This window comes from Chryseobacterium endophyticum (assembly GCF_056333165.1).
Genome location: NZ_JBWGXE010000004.1, coordinates 398,851 through 417,605, shown reverse-complemented (window position 1 = coordinate 417,605; position 18,755 = coordinate 398,851). Strand labels below are relative to the sequence as shown.

The following is an 18,755-nucleotide window of genomic DNA, read 5'->3' as shown; positions in this document are numbered from 1 at the left end:
GGCTTCAGCCCATTTACTGAATTGAGGAAAGTCAGGTTTAAGCCAAAACCTACTGTAAGCTTAAACTCTTGTTTTGTTCTCCGTAGTATAATTAAGTGGATGTCACTTAGCTACCTAAGGGATACTCGATTAGCCTCCTAAGTGTTACCCATTTAGCTGCTTAAGCGTTACCACCTTAGCCTTCTAAGTGATATAGTCTGCAATCTGCCTTCACGATATTTAACAAATTTTATCACTTGAATCATCCGCAACGGCATCATTTTTACACTTAAAACCGCAGAACACTTAAATCACAAACATTATGTCAAAGAAAATTGCAATTTTAGCAACGAACGGTTTTGAAGAAAGCGAATTGAAATCTCCAAAAGAACATTTGGAACAGCAGGGCTGGACGGCACACATCATCAGCCCGGAATCCGGATCCATAAAAGCGTGGGCCGAAAAAGACTGGGGAAAAGAATATCCGGTTGACAAATCCCTCGAAGAAGCAAGCGCTTCAGATTACGATGCTTTGGTTCTTCCAGGAGGTGTGATCAACCCCGATCAGCTGAGAACTAATGAAACCGCACTCTCTTTTGTAAGAGATTTCTTTCAGCAGCATAAACCGGTAGCAGCGATTTGCCACGGACCACAGATCCTTATCAACGCTGAGGTAGTGGAAGGCAGAAATATGACTTCTGTTGATTCTATCAGCAAAGATCTTAAAAACGCAGGTGCACAATGGGAAGACAGCGAAGTGGTTGTAGACAACGGTCTTGTGACCAGCCGTACCCCAAAAGATCTTCCGGCATTCAACGCCAAAATGGTAGAGGAAATCAAAGAAGGAAAACATGAAGAACAGACTACATAAAGTCGATCATCATTAAACTTATCAAGGCCCGGATCATTGTCCGGGTCTTTTTTTATTTAAAGTACAATTATCATTTCATTCAAGATCAGTTTACAATCAACCGTTAAATTCGCATCCAATAAAGTAAACATGAAAAAAATCTTGTTATCCCTGTTGGCCATTGCTGCTCTTACAGCCTGCAACAACAGTGAGGATCATGAAAATGATCAGGATGTAAATTATTCAAAGCTCCCTCAGGAGTTTCCATTCACCACATTGGCAACGATCAATGGCGTTAATGTGATCAACGGAGGTTTCGGATCCGGCGCCAGTGCACACCCAACGAAAAAGGGTGAATTCTACGCCATCACCGACCGGGGTCCGAATGTCGCCTATTCTAACGGGATCAAAATTCTGGTTCCCAACTTCACCCCGACGATTATGCATTTCAGAATTAATGCAGAAGGAAATATTGAAGTCATTAAATATATCAAGCTTAAAAATCCTTCCGGCCAGCCGATTACGGGGCTTCCAAACCCTTTGGGAATGGGAAGTACGGGAGAAACGGCCTATGCTGCGGACGGTAGTGTGCTGGGAACTGACAATTATGGGCTCGACAGCGAAAGTATTGTCGCAGCTGCAGACGGAACATTCTGGGTTTCCGATGAATATGGTCCGCACATCGTTCACTACAGTGCAGAAGGAGTAGAGCTGGAAAGAATCAGCCCTATCGGAGTAAATACGGGTACGAGAAAGCTTCCTGCTGTTTTTGCGAAAAGACGCCCCAACCGCGGAATGGAGGGGATGTGTATGACACCGGACGGAAAAATGCTGGTGGGAACCATACAATCTACCATGTATGTTCCGACCAAGGCTCTGGCGACCAATAAGACACTCACAAGAATCGTGACTTTCGATCTTGCCACGGGCAAGACAAAACAATATCTGTATAAACAGGATGGTGGTGCTTCAGACTCTGTATGCGAGATCACTCCCATCAGCAATACTGAATTCCTGGTGATCGAAAGAGACGGAAACTTCGGTTCTGCAGGTGGACTAAAGAAGGTATACAGAATCAATATTGCCAACGCTTCCGATGTATCAGGAACTGATCCGGCTGCTGTAGACGGCATGAAGATCAACGGCAAGGCGCTGGAAGAATGTACCTGGGCTGAAATTACCACCGCAGGATATCAGCCTGTTACCAAAACATTGGCGGTAGATCTTGTCGCCAAAATAGGGTATGAACACGATAAATTTGAAGGAATTGTTTATCTCGGAAACAACAAGCTGGCCGTTTTCAACGATGATGATTTCGGGGTTGCCGATGACGGAAACGGAAATCCCAAAACAAAGATTCTTCCTAAAACAGGTAAACAGGACAAAGGAACGATGTATATAGTCGATATTCAGTAATTAGATTTTGCAAAAATGGCGGCATCGAAGATGCCGCCATTTTATTTCTATATTCTCTGATTCGTTCTTTTCCTTTTAAAAAAGATGGTGTAGATCAAAAGTGTCTGTATCAAAACATTTCCCATAAATATCAGCAATGACTGATACGTGGGAATAGGAGCATAAAACGGCAAGAGCCTGTCAAAGTAAATAGCCGGAGAGCTCACAAAATACTTGATCATCATTAAAGGATAATAAAGGAAATCCGGTTTTACACCCATCAAAAAATTATCATATACCAAAATATACAGGATATCAAATAAGAGGATCCCGAAAAATAAAAGAACGAACTTTTTCACTTGCTCTTAATTAAAAGCCTCGATAATTTTTGAGAAATCCTCCAGTTTCAATGCTGCTCCTCCGATCAGTCCTCCATCGATATCAGGCTGTGAGAAAATTTCTTTGGCATTATCTGGTTTCACGGAACCTCCATAAAGAATAGAAACCTCATCGGCAACTTCCTGTCCGTACTTTGCGGCAATGATACTTCTGATATGGGCATGAATTTCCTGTGCCTGTTCCGGAGTTGCCGTTTCACCGGTCCCGATAGCCCAAACCGGCTCGTAAGCGATTACTACTTTTTTGATTTCCTCTGCAGAAAGCGTGAACAGGGCAACTTCCGTCTGATTTTTTACCACTTCAAAATGCTGTCCTGCTTTTCTCTGCTCTAAAGTTTCACCATTACAGTACACCGGGATCAGACCTTTATCCAAAGCCAGTTTTACTTTTTTATTGCAATGAGAATCTGTTTCCCCGTGATATTGTCTTCTTTCAGAATGCCCGATCAGAGAGCCGGCAGCATCAATAGATTCCAGCATATCCGCAGAAATTTCTCCGGTGTAAGCTCCGCTTTCGTGCTCGCTCATATCCTGTGCAAGGACACCGATCTCATCTTTCTCGAAGATATCTTTAGCCATCATCAGATATAAAGACGGTGGTGCGATCCAGACTTCGCAATTAGTATTATTATTGTTTTTATAGCTTAGTAACTGAACCATCAATTGTTGTGCGTCAATTACATTTTTGTTCATTTTCCAGTTTCCTGCAACTATTTTTCTTCTCATAGTTTCTTTTATTTTAGAAGGTATATGTTAGAAAAGTAAATTTCTAACTTCTCAATTAATTAATATTCCAGATTTTTTTTAAAAGCGTATAGTAAGAATGCTCTTCGTCGGTTACTTTATTGTCTGCTTTGATCAGCGTTTTGGCAAACTGGATGAAGCTAAGGCGTTCCTCTTCCGTAGAATCATCATAAAAACAGTTAGCATGGAATTCAAAATGGCTTTTCCATTCTTCAGGCTTTAGCAAAGCTATGGTTTCAAGCTCGTTATCAAGATCCATTTTAAAGGGAAATTCGTCTGCCAGATACTGTTGTACAAGCATCCCTTCTTCCGGAGCAAATTCTCCGTCTACCGAGGATAAGATCATCAATAAATGGTATCCGGCAATCGGTTTATTTGATTTCTGCATGAGTAAGATATAATTAAATTTTAGTGTTTAGATTTAGACAAGAATTATTTGATGTATTCTTTTGCCGGCTGTTTATCGACAATTTTTCCGTTCTGCAAAACAAGGACAAAAGGATTGCTTCTTGCGATTGTTTTAATGGCAGTACCATCCATCATCATATTTTTAATGGTTTTAAAGGTGTTCGGATCTGTTGATACCCCGTACACGACATTGGCTTTCTGCGCTTTCACCTTAGCTTCTACCTGCTTCAGCAAGTCCGGAGAAACTTCTTTTGGATGATAAGAGAATACAAGGATTGCTTTTGGCGCGTTGATTACTTCTTCAGTCATATCCATTCCGGAAGGATCTTCAATTTTGAATTTTACGATCTCAGACTTATAGCCTTCTTTTACCAAAAGCGATTCGTTTTTTCCTTCTTCAATTTTCCAGGGCGATCCTTCTGCCCAGTATTTTGTTTCCTTGATATAATCGTCCTGGTTTACTTTCAGTATTTCTCCTGTCTTCTGGTTTTTAAGAGAATAGAACGTTTTATATTCGGATGGGTTTTTATTGATTTTTTCTTTCTCAGCTTTTAAATCTGTCCCGATTTTATAATCACGGAAATCAATAACCGGCTCGTATAAAATTCCATAGGCGCCGATTCCGAGCATAACCACAGAAAATACAGCCAAAATGATATACCGGACATTATCGGAATCTTTTTTCTCTCCGTAGCTGTAATGATCTTTTTTCTTAAATTCTTTCCTGTACAGGATGAATAAAATAATTAAGCCGAACAGAAGCACGATATCCTTTATAAAGCTTTGCCATGGAGTGAATTTAATGGCATCGCCAAAACATCCGCAATCCGTTACCACATTAAAATAGGCCGAGTAAAACGTTAAAAATCCAAAGAATATGCACAATGCAATTAAAGCGGAAAGGGTAAATTTCAGTTTGAGCTTAAGTAAAAGCATAAAACCCAGCAAAAGTTCAAGAATCACCACAATGACTGAAAACAACAGCGCAAATTTTTCAAGAAAAGGCATGTTGAAGACCGCAGGGGAGAAGTATTCTTCCATTTTAAAGGAAAAACCGACCAGATCGACCGCCTTTACAAATCCCGAAAGGATAAAAATAACCGCAATAATTAAACGTAATAAACCTTTGAACATATAAAATTAGTTTTTGGATTCAACCTTAGTTTCTTTTTCAGAGAATTTGATGAGACAGAAAACAGAATAGTTCAGCATATCGAAATAGTTGGCATCCAGGCCTTCGGATACTACGGTTACGCCCTGGTTGTCTTCTATTTGTTTTGTTCTTAGTACTTTCTGATAAATAAGATCCGTGATCGAAGATATCCGCATATCTCTCCAGGCTTCTCCATAATCATGGTTCTTGCGCTCCATCAATTGTCTGGCTTCGGTAGAATACTTGTCATAAAGATTGAGAATCTCTTCTTTGTTTTCGTTAAAATCATTTGAAAAGCCCTTTTCCAGTTGGATAAGTCCAATAATGGAATAATTGATAATGGCGACGAATTCATCCTCTTCGCTTTCATCCACCATTTTCTTGTCGGTCATCTGCAGGGTGCGGATCCTGTTGACTTTAATGTAAATCTGATCGGTAATAGAGCTCGGTCGTAAAACTCTCCAGGCCGGGCCGTAATCCTGTAGTTTTTTGCTGAAAAGCTCACGGCACTGACTGATAATGTTCTCAAACTGTACTGATGTATCTGACATAAATTCTCTTAATCTTTCAAATATACGAATTAGGTTTTAGGTAGCAGAAATCAGGGCTTAGTTTTTTGCTGGAGAGTATGATTGTAAAAGGGTGAAGTGTTTTAAAGCAGAGCCGAACACAAGGAAGATTGGATTTTTTTGAATAACGTGTTTGAATAAGAACATTTTTATTCTTTTATTTTATTTTTGTACAATAATTTTTCAGTTAATTGTAGTTATGTCTCATCAGAATTTATCTGGCTTACAAGTATCTTCACTATCTGGTTCTTTAAACCCTAAATCTTTCCATTCAATCAATTGTAATGGAAAGCTAGTAGATTTGTCGGTGCCGAGAATTATGGGAATCCTCAACCTTACACCGGATTCATTTTCGGACGGCGGAAAATTTAATACTGAAAAAGCAGCATGGGAACAAGTGCACAAAATGCTCAAAGAAGGAGCCGAAATTATAGACATTGGACCGCAGTCGACACGTCCTCACGCTGAATTTCTGAGCTCAAAGGAAGAGATCCGGAGACTAGGAAATATTATTTCGATGATCAAAAAAGAGTTTCCCGAAGCATTGATTTCCCTGGATACTTTTTATGCTGAAACGGTAAAATACGGTTTTAATGAAGGCATTGATATCATCAACGATATTTCAGGAGGACATTATGATGAAAAGATGTTCGATACAGCTGCCGAAACAAAACTTCCTTATATTCTTATGCATGTCAATCCTTCCTATGAAACGATGCATGACAAGATAAATTTTGTAGACATCACCCTTTCTGTCAACCGTTATTTTTCTGAAAAGACTACTGAATTATTAAGCAAAGGTGTTACGGATATCATTCTTGATCCCGGCTTCGGTTTTGGGAAAAAGGTGGAAGATCAGATCAAAATGATCGATGAAGTGAAGTACCTCGGATTTGGTAAATTTCCTTTATTAATAGGGATTTCCAGAAAATCATTTATTTATAAGCCCCTTGGGAAATCTGCTCTTGATATCAATGAAGAAACCCAGAAACTGCACCTGAAAGTCCTGGAGCAGGGCGCAAGAATCTTACGCGTTCACGACGTTGCGGAAGCTAGGAAAACGGTTGATCTGTTTAAGAGTAATAGGGTTTGAGAGTGGGAGTGTTTTAGCGTGAGAACGTATGAGAGTTTTAGTGTAGAAGCGTTAATCTATTATTTAAAAATTTTATAGTTAATACCAGGCAAAACAGCTCACTCTTTCGCAAAACCCTCAAACCCATAATCTCTCAGGCCCTCAAACCCTACAACCCTCCAACTCTCAAACCCTCCAACTCAATTCATGTTCGCAAGTTTATCCGCAAACTGCTTCGAGAATTCTTTCCGGTCTTCTTCAAGCTTTTCCTGATCCTGCGGAAGGAAGTAGTTGAACAGTATTTTATCATCATGGTCCAGGAAAATGATTTCCTTCTCATTTCCGTCGACCATCTGGGCAAAGATTTCCCACATTGAGGTGTCTTTTAGTTTTAACAATTCGAAAAACTGTTCTGCTTTTATTTCGATTTTCTGCATGATAATGATATAGATTCTTAAATAATATTCAGATTAAAATTCCAGAAGTTTTAATTTAAACTGAACGGCAAAGTTCTGCATAAAATTCGGAGTGGTGTAATAGCCGACCCTGTAAAACAGTCCCAGATTAAAATAGGAGGAAAGGAAATTGTTCCATTCCAGTCCGACTTCCTGGTAAAGGTGGTTCAGTGGGCGGAACATGAATTGATGGTATTCAGGATATTTCATATTTCCGATGGTTCCCCTCAATACAAAATCAAAGCTCGAGATATTTTGCCCCAGACTTTTAAAATATAAAGGCAGCTTATGCGTAAAATAATAAGCAACGAAGCGGTCGTTGTAATATTTTCCGCCCTCCAATGTGGCAAATCCCAGGAATGAAGTAAGGTTGAAATTAAAATCCCTTCTTGGCGAAGCAAGCCCGTTCATGGTAAAGTTTTTCCAGATCGGAGCTCCTCCGAATACCATTCCTCCATAAAGACGGAAACCGGTGGTTCCGAACATGGTTTTAAAATTATGTACGAAAAGCGCATCGAATCTTGTATAATTAAAATCCCCGCCGAGCAACTTATAACTTTGCTCATAATTGAAATACAGCTCAGGATATTTCTGGTCGATCAGAGATTTTCCCTGGGGTGTCATGATATTGGTCGAATTCGGCGAATATTTTAAGGTGAATAAAGTATTAAAATTATCAAACGAAGCACCTCTTCCCCAGAAAGAATAATCGAACATCGCTTCTTCAAGGTTTTTCCTGGCCGCAAAAACAAGCGTCAGTCCGTTTGTCACGTCATTGAGATAAGATACGGAACCTCCTCTGTACCGATAATACCGGTCGTTATTCAAATTGTTTCCGTAGTTGGCCATTCTCATCTTGAAATTCCAAAGTCTTCTGTAAAATTCCCCGGAAGCGGTCACATCATCATAATAATCAACCCGGAAATAGGAATCTTTTTCCAAAGTGGTTTTGATATCAAGCCCGATTCTGTATTTCCATTTATCATCTTTAAAACCATAGGCAAAAGTATAATCGGGAGAAAAATACGGATTGAAGTTTTCATTAAGCTTAGCTTTCAGACCGACCCGGAAGCCTTCATATAGATTGTAATTAACGATTTCATCCACGGCAAAGTCCACAACCCCTATTTTGATCTGTCCGTTTAAGAGCAGGCCTCCCAACACTCTCGCTTTCCGGTCTATATTGTAAATTTTTCCAAGGCTGTCGATGGTCATATATGTATTTCTTTCCCGGTCTGTTAATGGATCCGTCCGGTATTGCTCCATTGTATTTCCACCGATATTTTTTACCGAAAACGTATAACCTTTAAATTCATTTTTATTATTTTCAGCCGGCGACTGATAATCAAAATAACGCGAAGTCAGAAAAGCATAAGTCCCGAAGCTCTGTTTCTTATTTTTCTCACGTTTTTCTTCAGGCCCGTCTTTATTATCTTCCTGCATGACCATATTGCTCATTTTCAGCTTCACGGTTTCATGGGCAAGGAACCATTTCCTGTTGAAATAAATCCAGGTACTGGTAATAATGCCGTCATTTTTATTTTTACTGAAATTTTCGATTTTCTTGATGCCGTACGTATCAGTATCAATATAGATCGCACCGTTATACTTTCGTTTTTTATCCGGATTTTTATAGTTGACCTCCCTGAATCTGATCACAAAGTTCTTCCTTCCGTCTATGTCAATAGTGTCGGTTAAAAAGAACCTGTAAAGGCCTCTGTTTTCCTGTTTCAGCTGGGCGGGAAGCTGGTCGCGATTACTTTGCTGAAGAGCGATCAATTCATAGATTGGCTGCTTCAGCCCGGAAATTCTGTTGTCGAGAATATTGATTTTTTCACCGTATTTTTTTGAGTATAAAAATTCCTGAGCCCTTTCCCACAAAAATAATTTGCTCTTTGAAAATATCTTTCTTGCAGAAACGTTGTTCAGAGAATCTTTCTCCCTCTTTTTTCTGAATACATCGGCATTTTCGAAGAACTCCCGGTATTGGGTAATGCTGTCCTCGTCGATGTCAAGAGATATTTTTTCGTATGATTTATAGGAATAGGAATCCAGTGTCTTCGGTGAATTTTCCCTGAACTGCTGGTTAACTTTTTTCAGGATTTCAAGTGCTCGGGAATCACTTTTATCTTCGATGACTACAGCTTCAATAGAAGTGACTTTTGATTGTGAAAAACCAAAAATACCCATACAGAAACATATAATCAATAAGACACCTTTCATAAAAACAGGTCAAAATTAACAATATTTATTCTCCTGTAAAAGTTTTTATCCATTGATATTCACTGCCTATTTCATAAGAATTATCAATCACAAAAAAAATCCCGGGATTCCCGGGATTTGGTATTTCGTTTTTTAAACAAGTTTAATATTACATTCTTAAGGTTACGGAATTTAGTTTAAAAGATTGAACTTGATCTTAATTCCCATATTTTCCTTAAAATCTGAGGTCTGATAATAGCCCAGCCTGTAGGAAAAACCTACCCCAAAGCTCGTTCCGAGGAACTGGTTCCACATCAGTCCGGCTTCCTGGTAATAATGGTCCAGGGCACGGAATTGAAACTGGTGGTCTTGCCTGTTTTTAAAATTACCGATGGCCGACTGATATTCAAGCTCGATATCGGAATATCTTTTACCCAATGTTTTGAATCTGAAAGGAAGACCTTGTGAAATTTTAAACCCTGCAAATTTATCCGCAAAGAAAGTCCCCGAAGGCATTGTGGCAAATCCGAAATTGGAAGGAGTGCTTATATTGGAATACCAATGGTCGATATTTGCATCATTTTGTCCGGCAATTTCAAAGTTTTTCCAGATCGGAGCCGTTCCCGAAGAAATTCCACCGAAAAGCTTAATGTTCGTCAGCCCCAATTTTGATCTGAACTGATGAATTAGCATTGCATCCAGTCGGTTGTAATCCAGATCTCCGCCTAAGGTTTTAAAGCCTTTTTCATAATTTAAAAAGACCTGCGGATATCCTTTTTCATACGTATATTTCCCGGAAGGGGTCATGATATTTTTATCATTAGGCGCAAATTTTAAAGATAAAACAGCATTCGTATTGTCGAAGGCATTGCCCATATTTTTATACTGATAATCAAAAAGAGCATTCTGCTTTTCTTTGTTCACCGCAATTTTCATGCTTAATGAATTGGAAATATCATAGAGGAAAGAAGCGCCATATCGCTGATTTCTGTAGAATGTCGAATTATGAAGATCAAGGTTGATGTCCGATAACCTCATCATCATATCCCACATGTGATTGCTGAATCTTCCTGCGGCAAACACATCATCCACATATTCAACACGGAAAACGGATGTTCTTCTGTCAGACAATTTTACATCCAGCCCGAGTCCGTATTTCCAGCGATGATCTTTAAATCCGTACCCGAAATATCCGTCAGGAGAAAATGTTTTGCTGAACTTTTCATTAAGCTTTAAACCCGCTCCCAGGCGTATTCCCTCGTATTTATTGTAGCTGATGATTTTGGTAAGGTCAAAATCGATCATTTTATAACGGAGGTTTCCTCTTAAAAGCTGGGTTAGCGTATTGAGCTTTTTCTCAAAATCATGCTTCTGTACAAAGCTGTCGATCTTCGTGTACGTATTGCTTTCCCTTGTGGTGAGGCTGTCGGTTCTGTATTGCTGCAACAGGCTTCCGTCGGAATTCTTCATCTCCAGGGAATACCCTTTAAAGTCAGAAGCTTTTTGCGGCTGGTCGATTTCAAAATCGAAGAATCTGTTTTTTACATACAGGTAATTGCCGAATTTCTTTTTGTTGTACTTCGGCTCATCCGATTTTACACTATCTTTTTTAGAGGTATCAAAGCTTGTATCGCCCATTTTAAGCCTCAGATCTTCATAATCCAGGAACCATTTGTTGTTAATGGGCTTCCAGACCGAGACAATATTGCCTTCATTCCTTTTTTTGCTCGTACTTTCAAATTTTTTCAGGGCATAGCTGTCGGCATCTACATAGATTTTTCCGTTGAATTTCCTTGGGTTCTGCTTCTTTTTGTCGGTGATCTCTTTAAACTTGATCACGTATGTTTTTCTTCCGTCAAGCTGTATGGTGTCGGTAAGGTAATAATTAAACAGCTTCCTGTTTTCCGGTCTCAGCTGTCTCGGTGTTTTGTCGAGATTCGAAACGTTGAGTGCCAGTGCTTCATAGATCGGGTTTTTAAAACCGGACATCCGGTTGTCGAGGATATTGGTTTTCTCACCGTATTTTTTAGAATATTTGTATTCCGTGGCTTTTTCCCAAAGGAACATCTGGCCTTCCTTCGATGCTTCCACAAAATCTTCCGCGATCAGGGAATCTTTTTTATCGCTTTCTTTTTGCTTAAAATCTTTATGATCGACCTTTGAAAGGGAGTCTTTTCTTGTGGCTAAAAAATTTTTGTAGATATCAATGGAATCTTTGTCCAGATCAATGGAATATTTTGCGTACGACTTAAAATTGTAGGATTCCAAAGACTTGGGAGAATTTTCTTTGGCCCTTTTATTAAGCTCGTCAAGAATTTTCAGTGCCCTAGGATCACTTTTGTCATTGATCACCACACGGTCAATATTTCCCCTTTTCTCTGACAGAGGCTGCATGGCGACCTCCATGTTTTTCTTTACATCGGCCGTCACATCTTCAAAATTGCTGGCCAGGATTTCCACTTTTTTACATTTTGTTTTAAAAGATAAAGCTCCATTGAGATCCGTTTTTCCTAACAGGGCATCATCACAATAGACGGCTGCGTTATAAACCGGTTGCTTATCCGTTTTATTGACCACCTTAAGCTGGCTTTGCCCGAAAACGATTGCTGTAAAGAACAAAAACAGCGGGAATAGAAATTTTGTCATTAGTCTTTTTTTAATAGTATGACAAAACTATTGATAAGAAGGTTACAAAACCACAACATAAAATATAATCTTTTGTTAAAAATTAAACCAATTGGCTGTCAAAGAATTGTGCTTCCTATTGTACTTAATCAAATTTATTTGGGTTAAAAAAAGAATTTTATTTAAGAAATTTTAAGGCTTCCTGAAAAGGTAAATAATATGACAACAGTTTAATATACGTCGGTTCGGATAAAAATTATTTGGAGAATAATTTTGTATCGAGAACGTGAGGATCTGATTTTTTCATACTTTCGGCAACACATCTTTCTACATTTATTTTAAAGGAATACGATCTTCACAAATTAATTTTTTCCATTCTAATTTTTCAAAAAAAATTAATATCCGAATCCCATCCTATTCAAAAATATTTTTATATTTGTCGCACGAACAAGAAAAAACAAAATGATGATCTCTAAAAACAATCCCGCAGTTCATGCGCAGGCTTCCGGCACTACCGGTTTACCAAAAAGCCTAAATTATAATCCACAACGTACTGACCTCAAAAAAACAATAGAATAGTCCGCTTGATGGTTCAGGGAGTTTGAATACAGCTTCAACCCGTTAGAAACGGCATTCAAGCCTTCAGTAGAACTCATCAACCACTTTGTGAGGACGTTCAGGTGTTTGGTAAGGGTAATCAACCGTTCAGAAGAGACAATCAACCAGTTAGAAGAGCCGACCAACCAGTTAGAAGAAGCGATCAACCAGTTAGAAGAGGAAATCAAGTACAATGTTTTATTTTTCAGTGCTTTACAGCCTCCTGAGAAAAAGGAATTTATTAAACAATCCATATCCATTAGACTTCAATTATATTTTTAATCAAAAAAATCCAATACCGTTATGAAAAAAAATCAGGTAAAACGTGACTTCATTATGTCCGATGCTGTACTGAAACAAAAAGCATATGAATTGATCGATTTAATCGACAGGGATATTGCCGAATTTAAAGACCGGGGCTACAATTCCGATAAGAAAAATGAACTGTTAGCAGCACGCAGTAAAGTAGAAGATTTTCCAGGAGATGAACAGCTGGAAGCCATCAAAATGAATCTCACTGAGAAGAAAGATGCCGCCAGAAACGCCCTCGAAAAAACCATGCGCAGTATTTTTAATATGGCTGAAAATGTTTTCGGGCTCTACAGTGCCAGATACAAAGAATTTGGAGACGCCGGGATCAGTCAGCAAAGCGATGCAGAGATCGTACGGGTCGCCAAGATCATGGGCCTTACGGCAGAGAAATACCTTTCCGAACTTTCAAACGAAGGTCTTACCCCAGAGAAAATCGCCACGCTTATCACCCAACGTAACGCATTGGATGTGGCTATAGACCAACAGGCCCAGGGTGTTTCCGATCGGGATGTCGCCGCAGAAGCCCGGATCGAAGCACTCAACAACCTTTATCAACTCCTCACCAAATATACAGGCATCGGTAAAGATATTTTCTACGAAACCAACGAAGCCAAATACAACGATTATATTATTTATGATACCCCAAGCGGGCAGCCGGATACTCCACCGGTGGATCCAGTGTAAATAATGTGATGATCATTTTATACCTTATAAAAAGTATTTGTTCAATAGGGTCGGGCTTTAGCCCGATTATAAAAAATAATTTTACAATAATGGCTTTAGCCAAACTTAAAATCATTTTGGCTAATGCCTATTGTATTATTTAATCTGGTAAATGGGCTGAATTTCTATTGATAACAAAAGTTCAGTAAAAATAAAAGCAACTGCCACGACGACAGTTGCTTTTTTTATGTTGTAATTTGAAAATTTACAGATTCAACGCTTTCTGATACGCATTTTCCAATCCGTCAAGGTTTTTTCCTCCGGCTGTGGCAAAGCCCGGGTTTCCACCGCCGCCGCCCTGGATTTCTTTTGCCAGATCTTTAATCAATGCTCCAGCCTGATAAATTCCGGCTAGATCATCAGAAACGCCAACGGTAATCATTGGTTTTCCGTCTGCGTCGGACAGAATAACGGTAATGGAAGTCGGGATTTCTTTCTTCAACTGGAAGACGATGTCTTTTACCGAACCGGCATCCAAAGAAGTTCTTTTTACCAGAAGTAATTTATCGCCTTTTTGCTCGTAAGCTCCTTTCCAGTTGCCGATCTCTCCTTTGGCTTTTTCTTTTTTCAAAGCATCGACCTCAGATTTTAAGGCAGCATTTTCTTCGATTAATTTCTCAGCAGATCGAACGACATCTTTAGATTTCAGCAATTGGGAAAGCTCGGCGAACTGCTTTTCAAGGTTTTTGAAATATTCTTCGGCTTTATCTCCCGAAATGGCTTCGATCCTCCTGATTCCGGCTGCGGCAGAGCTTTCGGAAACAATCTTGAAATGACCGATTTCGCTGGTGTTTTTTACGTGGGTTCCTCCGCAAAGTTCCATGGAGGTTCCAAACTGGATCATTCTTACGCTGTCACCATATTTCTCACCGAATAAAGCCATCGCTCCTCTATCCATCGCTTCTTTAATCGGGATGTTCCTGAATTCCTGTAAGGCAATGCTCTCCTTGATTTTGGCATTCACTTTATCTTCTACCAAAGTCAATTCTTCCTCGGTCATTTTATTAAAATGGGAGAAGTCAAAACGAAGGTAATCCGGACCTACAAATGATCCTTTCTGTTCCACATGGGTTCCCAGAACTTCTCTGAGTGCTTCGTGCAACAAGTGCGTTACGGAATGATTGGCCTGTGAATTTCTTCTTTCGGAAATATTCACTTTAGCATAGAAAACAGCACCTGCATCTTTAGGAAGACCTTTGATTAATGAAATAACCAATCCGTTTTCCTTTTTTGTTTCTAAAACTTCAAAACTTTCCACCGCGTTTTCAAGGATTCCTTTGTCGCCTACCTGGCCACCGCCTTCAGGGTAGAAAGGAGATTCGCTGAGAACCACCTGGTAAAATTCTCCGTCTTTGTTTTCTACTTTTCGGTATCTTGTAATGTAAGTTTCAGATTCAAATTTATCGTACCCTACAAAGTTTTCAGGCTTCTCCTCTAAAGTCACCCAATCATATACTTTTTGTGCAGAGTCGGCTTTTGAACGTTGTTTCTGTTCATTTAACGCCTGCTCAAATCCTTTTTCGTCGATGGTTAATCCTTTTTCTTCAGCAATAATTCTCGTTAAATCATCCGGAAAACCATAAGTGTCGTATAATTCAAAAACTTCTTCAGTCGGTAAAACCTTCGCGTTATTCGCAATCGTCTGCTGAATCAGTTTTTCAACTCTGATGAGACCGTTCTCAATGGTTCTGAGGAACGATTCTTCTTCACTTTTGATCACTTCTGAAACCAATTTTCCCTGTTTTTCAAGCTCAGGGAAGAATGTTCCCATCTGCTCTTGTAAAACAGTAACTAATTTATAAAGGAATGGTTCTTTCATCCCTAAGAATCGGTAAGAATAGGAAATTCCTCTTCTTAAAATTCTTCTGATTACATATCCGGCACCTCCGTTGGAAGGCAGCTGTCCGTCAGCGATAGCGAAAGAAACCGCTCTGATATGGTCTACCACCACACGTATGGCAATATCTTTTTCGTCTTCTAAAATTCCGGTGTATTTTTTCCCTGAAAGTTCTTCCACTTTAGCAATAAGCGGTGTAAAAACGTCGGTGTCGTAGTTTGATGATTTTCCCTGAAGGGCCATGCACAGACGTTCGAAGCCCATTCCGGTATCAACGTGTTGGGCAGGAAGTTTTTCAAGGGTTCTGTCGGCTTTTCTGTTGAATTCCATGAAAACGAGGTTCCAGACTTCCACTACCTGGGGATGATCGTTGTTCACCAGCTCCAGTCCTGAAACTTTAGCTTTTTCTTCAGGCGTTCTCAGGTCCACGTGGATCTCCGAGCACGGTCCACACGGTCCGCTTTCGCCCATTTCCCAGAAATTGTCTTTTTTGTTTCCGTTAATGATTCTGTCTTCGGAAATATGGGATTTCCAGAAATCATAAGCATCCTGGTCTCTTTCAAGGTTTTCTGAAGCGTCTCCTTCAAAAATGGTTACATATAAATTTTCTTTAGGAATTCCGTAGACTTCGGTAAGCAATTCCCAGGCAAAAGCAATAGCCTCTTTTTTAAAATAATCTCCAAAAGACCAGTTTCCCAACATCTCGAACATGGTGTGGTGATAGGTATCGCGGCCGACATCATCAAGATCATTGTGTTTTCCGGATACTCTCAGACACTTTTGCGTATCTGCAATTCTTGGAGCGGTAGGGGTTTTATATCCTAAGAAAAAGTCCTTGAACTGTGTCATTCCCGAGTTGGAAAACATGAGGGTAGGGTCGTCTTTCAGCACAATAGGAGCTGAAGGAACGATCAGGTGTCCTTTGCTTTTAAAATAATCTAAAAATTTTTGACGGATCTCTTGTGATGTCATCATATCTATGGCTTTGCTTTTTACAATTTTGATAAGTTGCAAATTTAATCTTTTTGATCCAATAGGAAAATATACTTTTTGTGTTTTAATTAAGTCTGAAAATCAGAGTTTCTGGATGGCTGATTACGATAGAAAGAAATTTAAGTTTTAAAGCTAAAATTTAAAAAAATTAAAACCATTTGTCTTCTATTTTCGTATATCATTATGTAGAAAATCAGATTCCGTATCCAATGATTGTTATAGACATTATCACTGATATATTATAATAAATTAGTCCGAAATTTGTAATGAGAAAGATGCGGATTTTGAAAAGGCAAAATATTTGAAATGAATAAAAAGATAAAAATGAAAAACATATTAATATTTCTCGGAATGATTCTGGGAATAGCAGTATTTGCAACGAGCTGCGGAGATTCAAAAAAAATGAAATCTACCGAAACAAAAAAAGAAAATGAGACCATTATGGACAACAAAAATGTAAAAGAAGTGTATTTTGCCGGAGGATGTTTCTGGGGGACCGAACATTTTTTCCAACAGATACGCGGTGTCGTAGGAACGGAAGTAGGATATGCCAACGGGAATAAGGAAAATCCAACGTATGAAGAGGTTGTGAGCCACACCACAGGCTTTGCGGAAACGGTAAAAGTAAAGTACGATCCGGAAGAAGTTGACCTTAAACTTTTAATTGATCTTTACTTTAAAACCATAGATCCTACCAGCCTTAATCAACAGGGCAATGACCGAGGAGACCAATACAGAACCGGAATTTACTCTACCGATAAGGAAACCGAAGCCATCGTAAAAGGTGAAGTGGCTAGGCTGGCAAAAAACTACAGCAAACCTGTACTTGTGGAAACGATTCCTTTGAAAAATTTCTATAAAGCAGAAGATTATCACCAGGATTACCTGGATAAAAATCCGGGAGGCTACTGCCACATCGAACCGGGATTATTTGAAATGGCAAGAAATGCCAACCCACCAAAGAAAAAAGAAGTGAAATATCAGAAACAGGATAAAAAAGTTTTAAAGGAAAAGCTGACTGCCGAACAATATAACGTAACTCAGGAAAACGGTACTGAAAGAGCCTTCCAAAACGAATATTGGGATGAAACCCGTGAAGGGATTTATGTAGACATTACAACCGGAGAGCCATTATTTATCTCTACCGATAAGTTTGAATCCGGCTGCGGATGGCCAAGCTTCTCAAAACCGATCACAAAACAACTGGTTGATGAAAAACTGGACCGTTCCCACGGAATGACGAGGGTAGAGGTGAGAAGTAAAACCGGAGATGCGCATTTGGGACACGTTTTCAATGATGGTCCTGCGGATAAAGGTGGACTTCGTTACTGTATCAACAGTGCTTCCCTGAAATTTATCCCGAAAGCGGAAATGAAAGAGAAAGGCTACGGAGAATATATTGCTCTGCTGGAGAAAGATAAAAAGTAATATTTTAAGTGAAGTGATTGAGGAGGCTGCCGAAAGGCAGTCTTTTCTTTTTATATCCGCGAGCTTGTGATGAAGAATATATAAAATAAAAAAGTGACCCGAAAAACGAATCACTTTATTATGTAAAGAATTAAATCTTAAATTTTGAATCTTGAATCTTGAATCAGACTTACCAGTCTCTTTTTCTTAAAATCCAGTATGAACCCACAATGAAGATCGCGCACCAAACCAGACAGGCAATCATGCTTTCCGTAGGGTAGTGGAATTCGTATTTCAGGCCCATCATCTTGGCCATGTTTAGCCTTAATATCGGATTTGGAATCAGGTTAGACATACTTGTTAAAGGAAAGAGATTCGAAATAAAAAAGTCATTCTGTAATACTTCATTTCTTTGAGCTTCCTGCATTCCCTGTACTTTAATGAATGTTTCTACTGTTGCTAGAATTCTCTCAGTTAACCAAATAGCAAAAAAAGTAAGAAAAACAAAAACAGATTTCCTTAGTAAAATAGAAAGAAACATCAGGAAACAGAAGAATGTAAAGAGTTTTACAAAATAGTTTCCGATAAAGAAAATTTCCTCAAAAACCTTCGCCGATTCAGTCGTATTTGAATATTGATAACCCAGAAACATTGTAATGGCAAAAACAATGATCGTAGAAATAATGGTGAAAATACTGATCGTAAGCAATTTAGAAGAGATAAACTCCTTTCTGCTCAGTCCGTCGATGGTATTCTGTTTAAACATCCTGTTGCTGAATTCCTGTGAAATGGAAAAAACAATGATCAGTCCCAGGAAAATCTTAAGCAAAGCCACAATATAAGTCGTAAAATTCCAGATTCCGGGGAAATTATAAATGCCCTGTTCTTTCAGGTTGATGGTTCCTCCGAAGAGATCAAAGTCGATCAGCCCGATGAAAAGCAATGCAATAAGAATAGCAAAATAAAGGATCGTAAAAATCTTGAATGGCTTATAATTCAGATTTTTGTAATATTCTAGTTTAAATAATTTTATCAT

Annotated in this window: 15 protein-coding genes; 5 read left to right on the top strand and 10 right to left on the bottom strand. The window is 39.0% G+C overall.

The window, feature by feature from the left end; genetic code table 11:
- Window positions 1–301: 301 nt before the first annotated feature.
- Both AC0N32_RS12260 and AC0N32_RS12255 read left to right on the top strand, forming a co-directional pair.
- A complete protein-coding gene (locus AC0N32_RS12260; protein WP_476394146.1) occupies window positions 302–850 on the top strand; it encodes a type 1 glutamine amidotransferase domain-containing protein in 549 nt (182 codons plus the stop codon).
- Window positions 851–979: 129 nt separating this feature from the next.
- Entirely contained in the window at window positions 980–2,245 is a 1,266-nt protein-coding gene (locus AC0N32_RS12255) for an esterase-like activity of phytase family protein (RefSeq protein ID WP_476394145.1), read from the top strand.
- Window positions 2,246–2,292: 47 nt separating this feature from the next.
- Here the strand turns inward: AC0N32_RS12255 and AC0N32_RS12250 are convergent, their stop codons facing one another.
- Genes AC0N32_RS12250 through AC0N32_RS12230 form a run of 5 tightly spaced genes read right to left on the bottom strand, consistent with a single transcriptional unit; the run spans window position 2,293 to window position 5,478 of the window.
- Window positions 2,293–2,583 carry a hypothetical protein gene (locus AC0N32_RS12250; protein ID WP_476394144.1) on the bottom strand — a complete coding sequence of 97 codons (291 nt, stop codon included), beginning with the start codon at window positions 2,581–2,583 and terminating at the stop codon, window positions 2,293–2,295.
- Window positions 2,584–2,589: 6 nt separating this feature from the next.
- Window positions 2,590–3,348 (bottom strand): triose-phosphate isomerase, encoded by a 759-nt coding sequence (gene tpiA / locus AC0N32_RS12245; protein WP_476394143.1) that lies wholly within the window; start codon window positions 3,346–3,348, stop codon window positions 2,590–2,592.
- Window positions 3,349–3,403: 55 nt separating this feature from the next.
- Window positions 3,404–3,754: a TerB family tellurite resistance protein gene (locus AC0N32_RS12240; RefSeq protein WP_476394142.1), complete on the bottom strand. Its 351-nt coding sequence runs from the start codon at window positions 3,752–3,754 to the stop codon at window positions 3,404–3,406.
- 44 nt (window positions 3,755–3,798) lie between these two features.
- Window positions 3,799–4,908: a BT_3928 family protein gene (locus AC0N32_RS12235; protein WP_476394141.1), complete on the bottom strand. Its 1,110-nt coding sequence runs from the start codon at window positions 4,906–4,908 to the stop codon at window positions 3,799–3,801.
- A gap of 6 nt (window positions 4,909–4,914) precedes the next feature.
- Window positions 4,915–5,478 carry a DUF1599 domain-containing protein gene (locus tag AC0N32_RS12230; RefSeq protein WP_476394140.1) on the bottom strand — a complete coding sequence of 188 codons (564 nt, stop codon included), beginning with the start codon at window positions 5,476–5,478 and terminating at the stop codon, window positions 4,915–4,917.
- A 337-nt stretch (window positions 5,479–5,815) separates the two neighbouring features.
- Here AC0N32_RS12230 and folP point away from each other — a divergent pair, with 337 nt between their 5' ends.
- Window positions 5,816–6,589 (top strand): dihydropteroate synthase, encoded by a 774-nt coding sequence (folP, locus tag AC0N32_RS12225; RefSeq protein ID WP_476394139.1) that lies wholly within the window; start codon window positions 5,816–5,818, stop codon window positions 6,587–6,589.
- A gap of 179 nt (window positions 6,590–6,768) precedes the next feature.
- Here the strand turns inward: folP and AC0N32_RS12220 are convergent, their stop codons facing one another.
- From AC0N32_RS12220 to AC0N32_RS12210, 3 genes are all read right to left on the bottom strand, one after another.
- Window positions 6,769–7,005: a hypothetical protein gene (locus AC0N32_RS12220; RefSeq protein WP_476394138.1), complete on the bottom strand. Its 237-nt coding sequence runs from the start codon at window positions 7,003–7,005 to the stop codon at window positions 6,769–6,771.
- A gap of 33 nt (window positions 7,006–7,038) precedes the next feature.
- Window positions 7,039–9,213 (bottom strand): hypothetical protein, encoded by a 2,175-nt coding sequence (locus AC0N32_RS12215; RefSeq protein WP_476394137.1) that lies wholly within the window; start codon window positions 9,211–9,213, stop codon window positions 7,039–7,041.
- Between the two features lie 204 nt (window positions 9,214–9,417).
- On the bottom strand, window positions 9,418–11,871 hold the full coding sequence (locus tag AC0N32_RS12210; RefSeq protein WP_476394136.1) for a DUF5686 family protein: 2,454 nt from the start codon (window positions 11,869–11,871) through the stop codon (window positions 9,418–9,420).
- An 879-nt stretch (window positions 11,872–12,750) separates the two neighbouring features.
- Between AC0N32_RS12210 and AC0N32_RS12205 the strand changes: the two genes are divergently transcribed.
- A complete protein-coding gene (locus AC0N32_RS12205; protein WP_476394135.1) occupies window positions 12,751–13,443 on the top strand; it encodes a hypothetical protein in 693 nt (230 codons plus the stop codon).
- A gap of 244 nt (window positions 13,444–13,687) precedes the next feature.
- On the opposite strand, the gene alaS is transcribed toward AC0N32_RS12205, so the two are convergent.
- A complete protein-coding gene (gene alaS / locus AC0N32_RS12200) occupies window positions 13,688–16,291 on the bottom strand; it encodes an alanine--tRNA ligase (protein ID WP_476394165.1) in 2,604 nt (867 codons plus the stop codon).
- Window positions 16,292–16,636: 345 nt separating this feature from the next.
- Between alaS and msrB the strand changes: the two genes are divergently transcribed.
- Window positions 16,637–17,740, top strand: a complete 1,104-nt coding sequence (msrB, locus tag AC0N32_RS12195; RefSeq protein WP_476394134.1) for a peptide-methionine (R)-S-oxide reductase MsrB — start codon at window positions 16,637–16,639, stop codon at window positions 17,738–17,740.
- Between the two features lie 169 nt (window positions 17,741–17,909).
- Here the strand turns inward: msrB and AC0N32_RS12190 are convergent, their stop codons facing one another.
- Window positions 17,910–18,755, bottom strand: a complete 846-nt coding sequence (locus AC0N32_RS12190; protein WP_476394133.1) for an ABC transporter permease subunit — start codon at window positions 18,753–18,755, stop codon at window positions 17,910–17,912.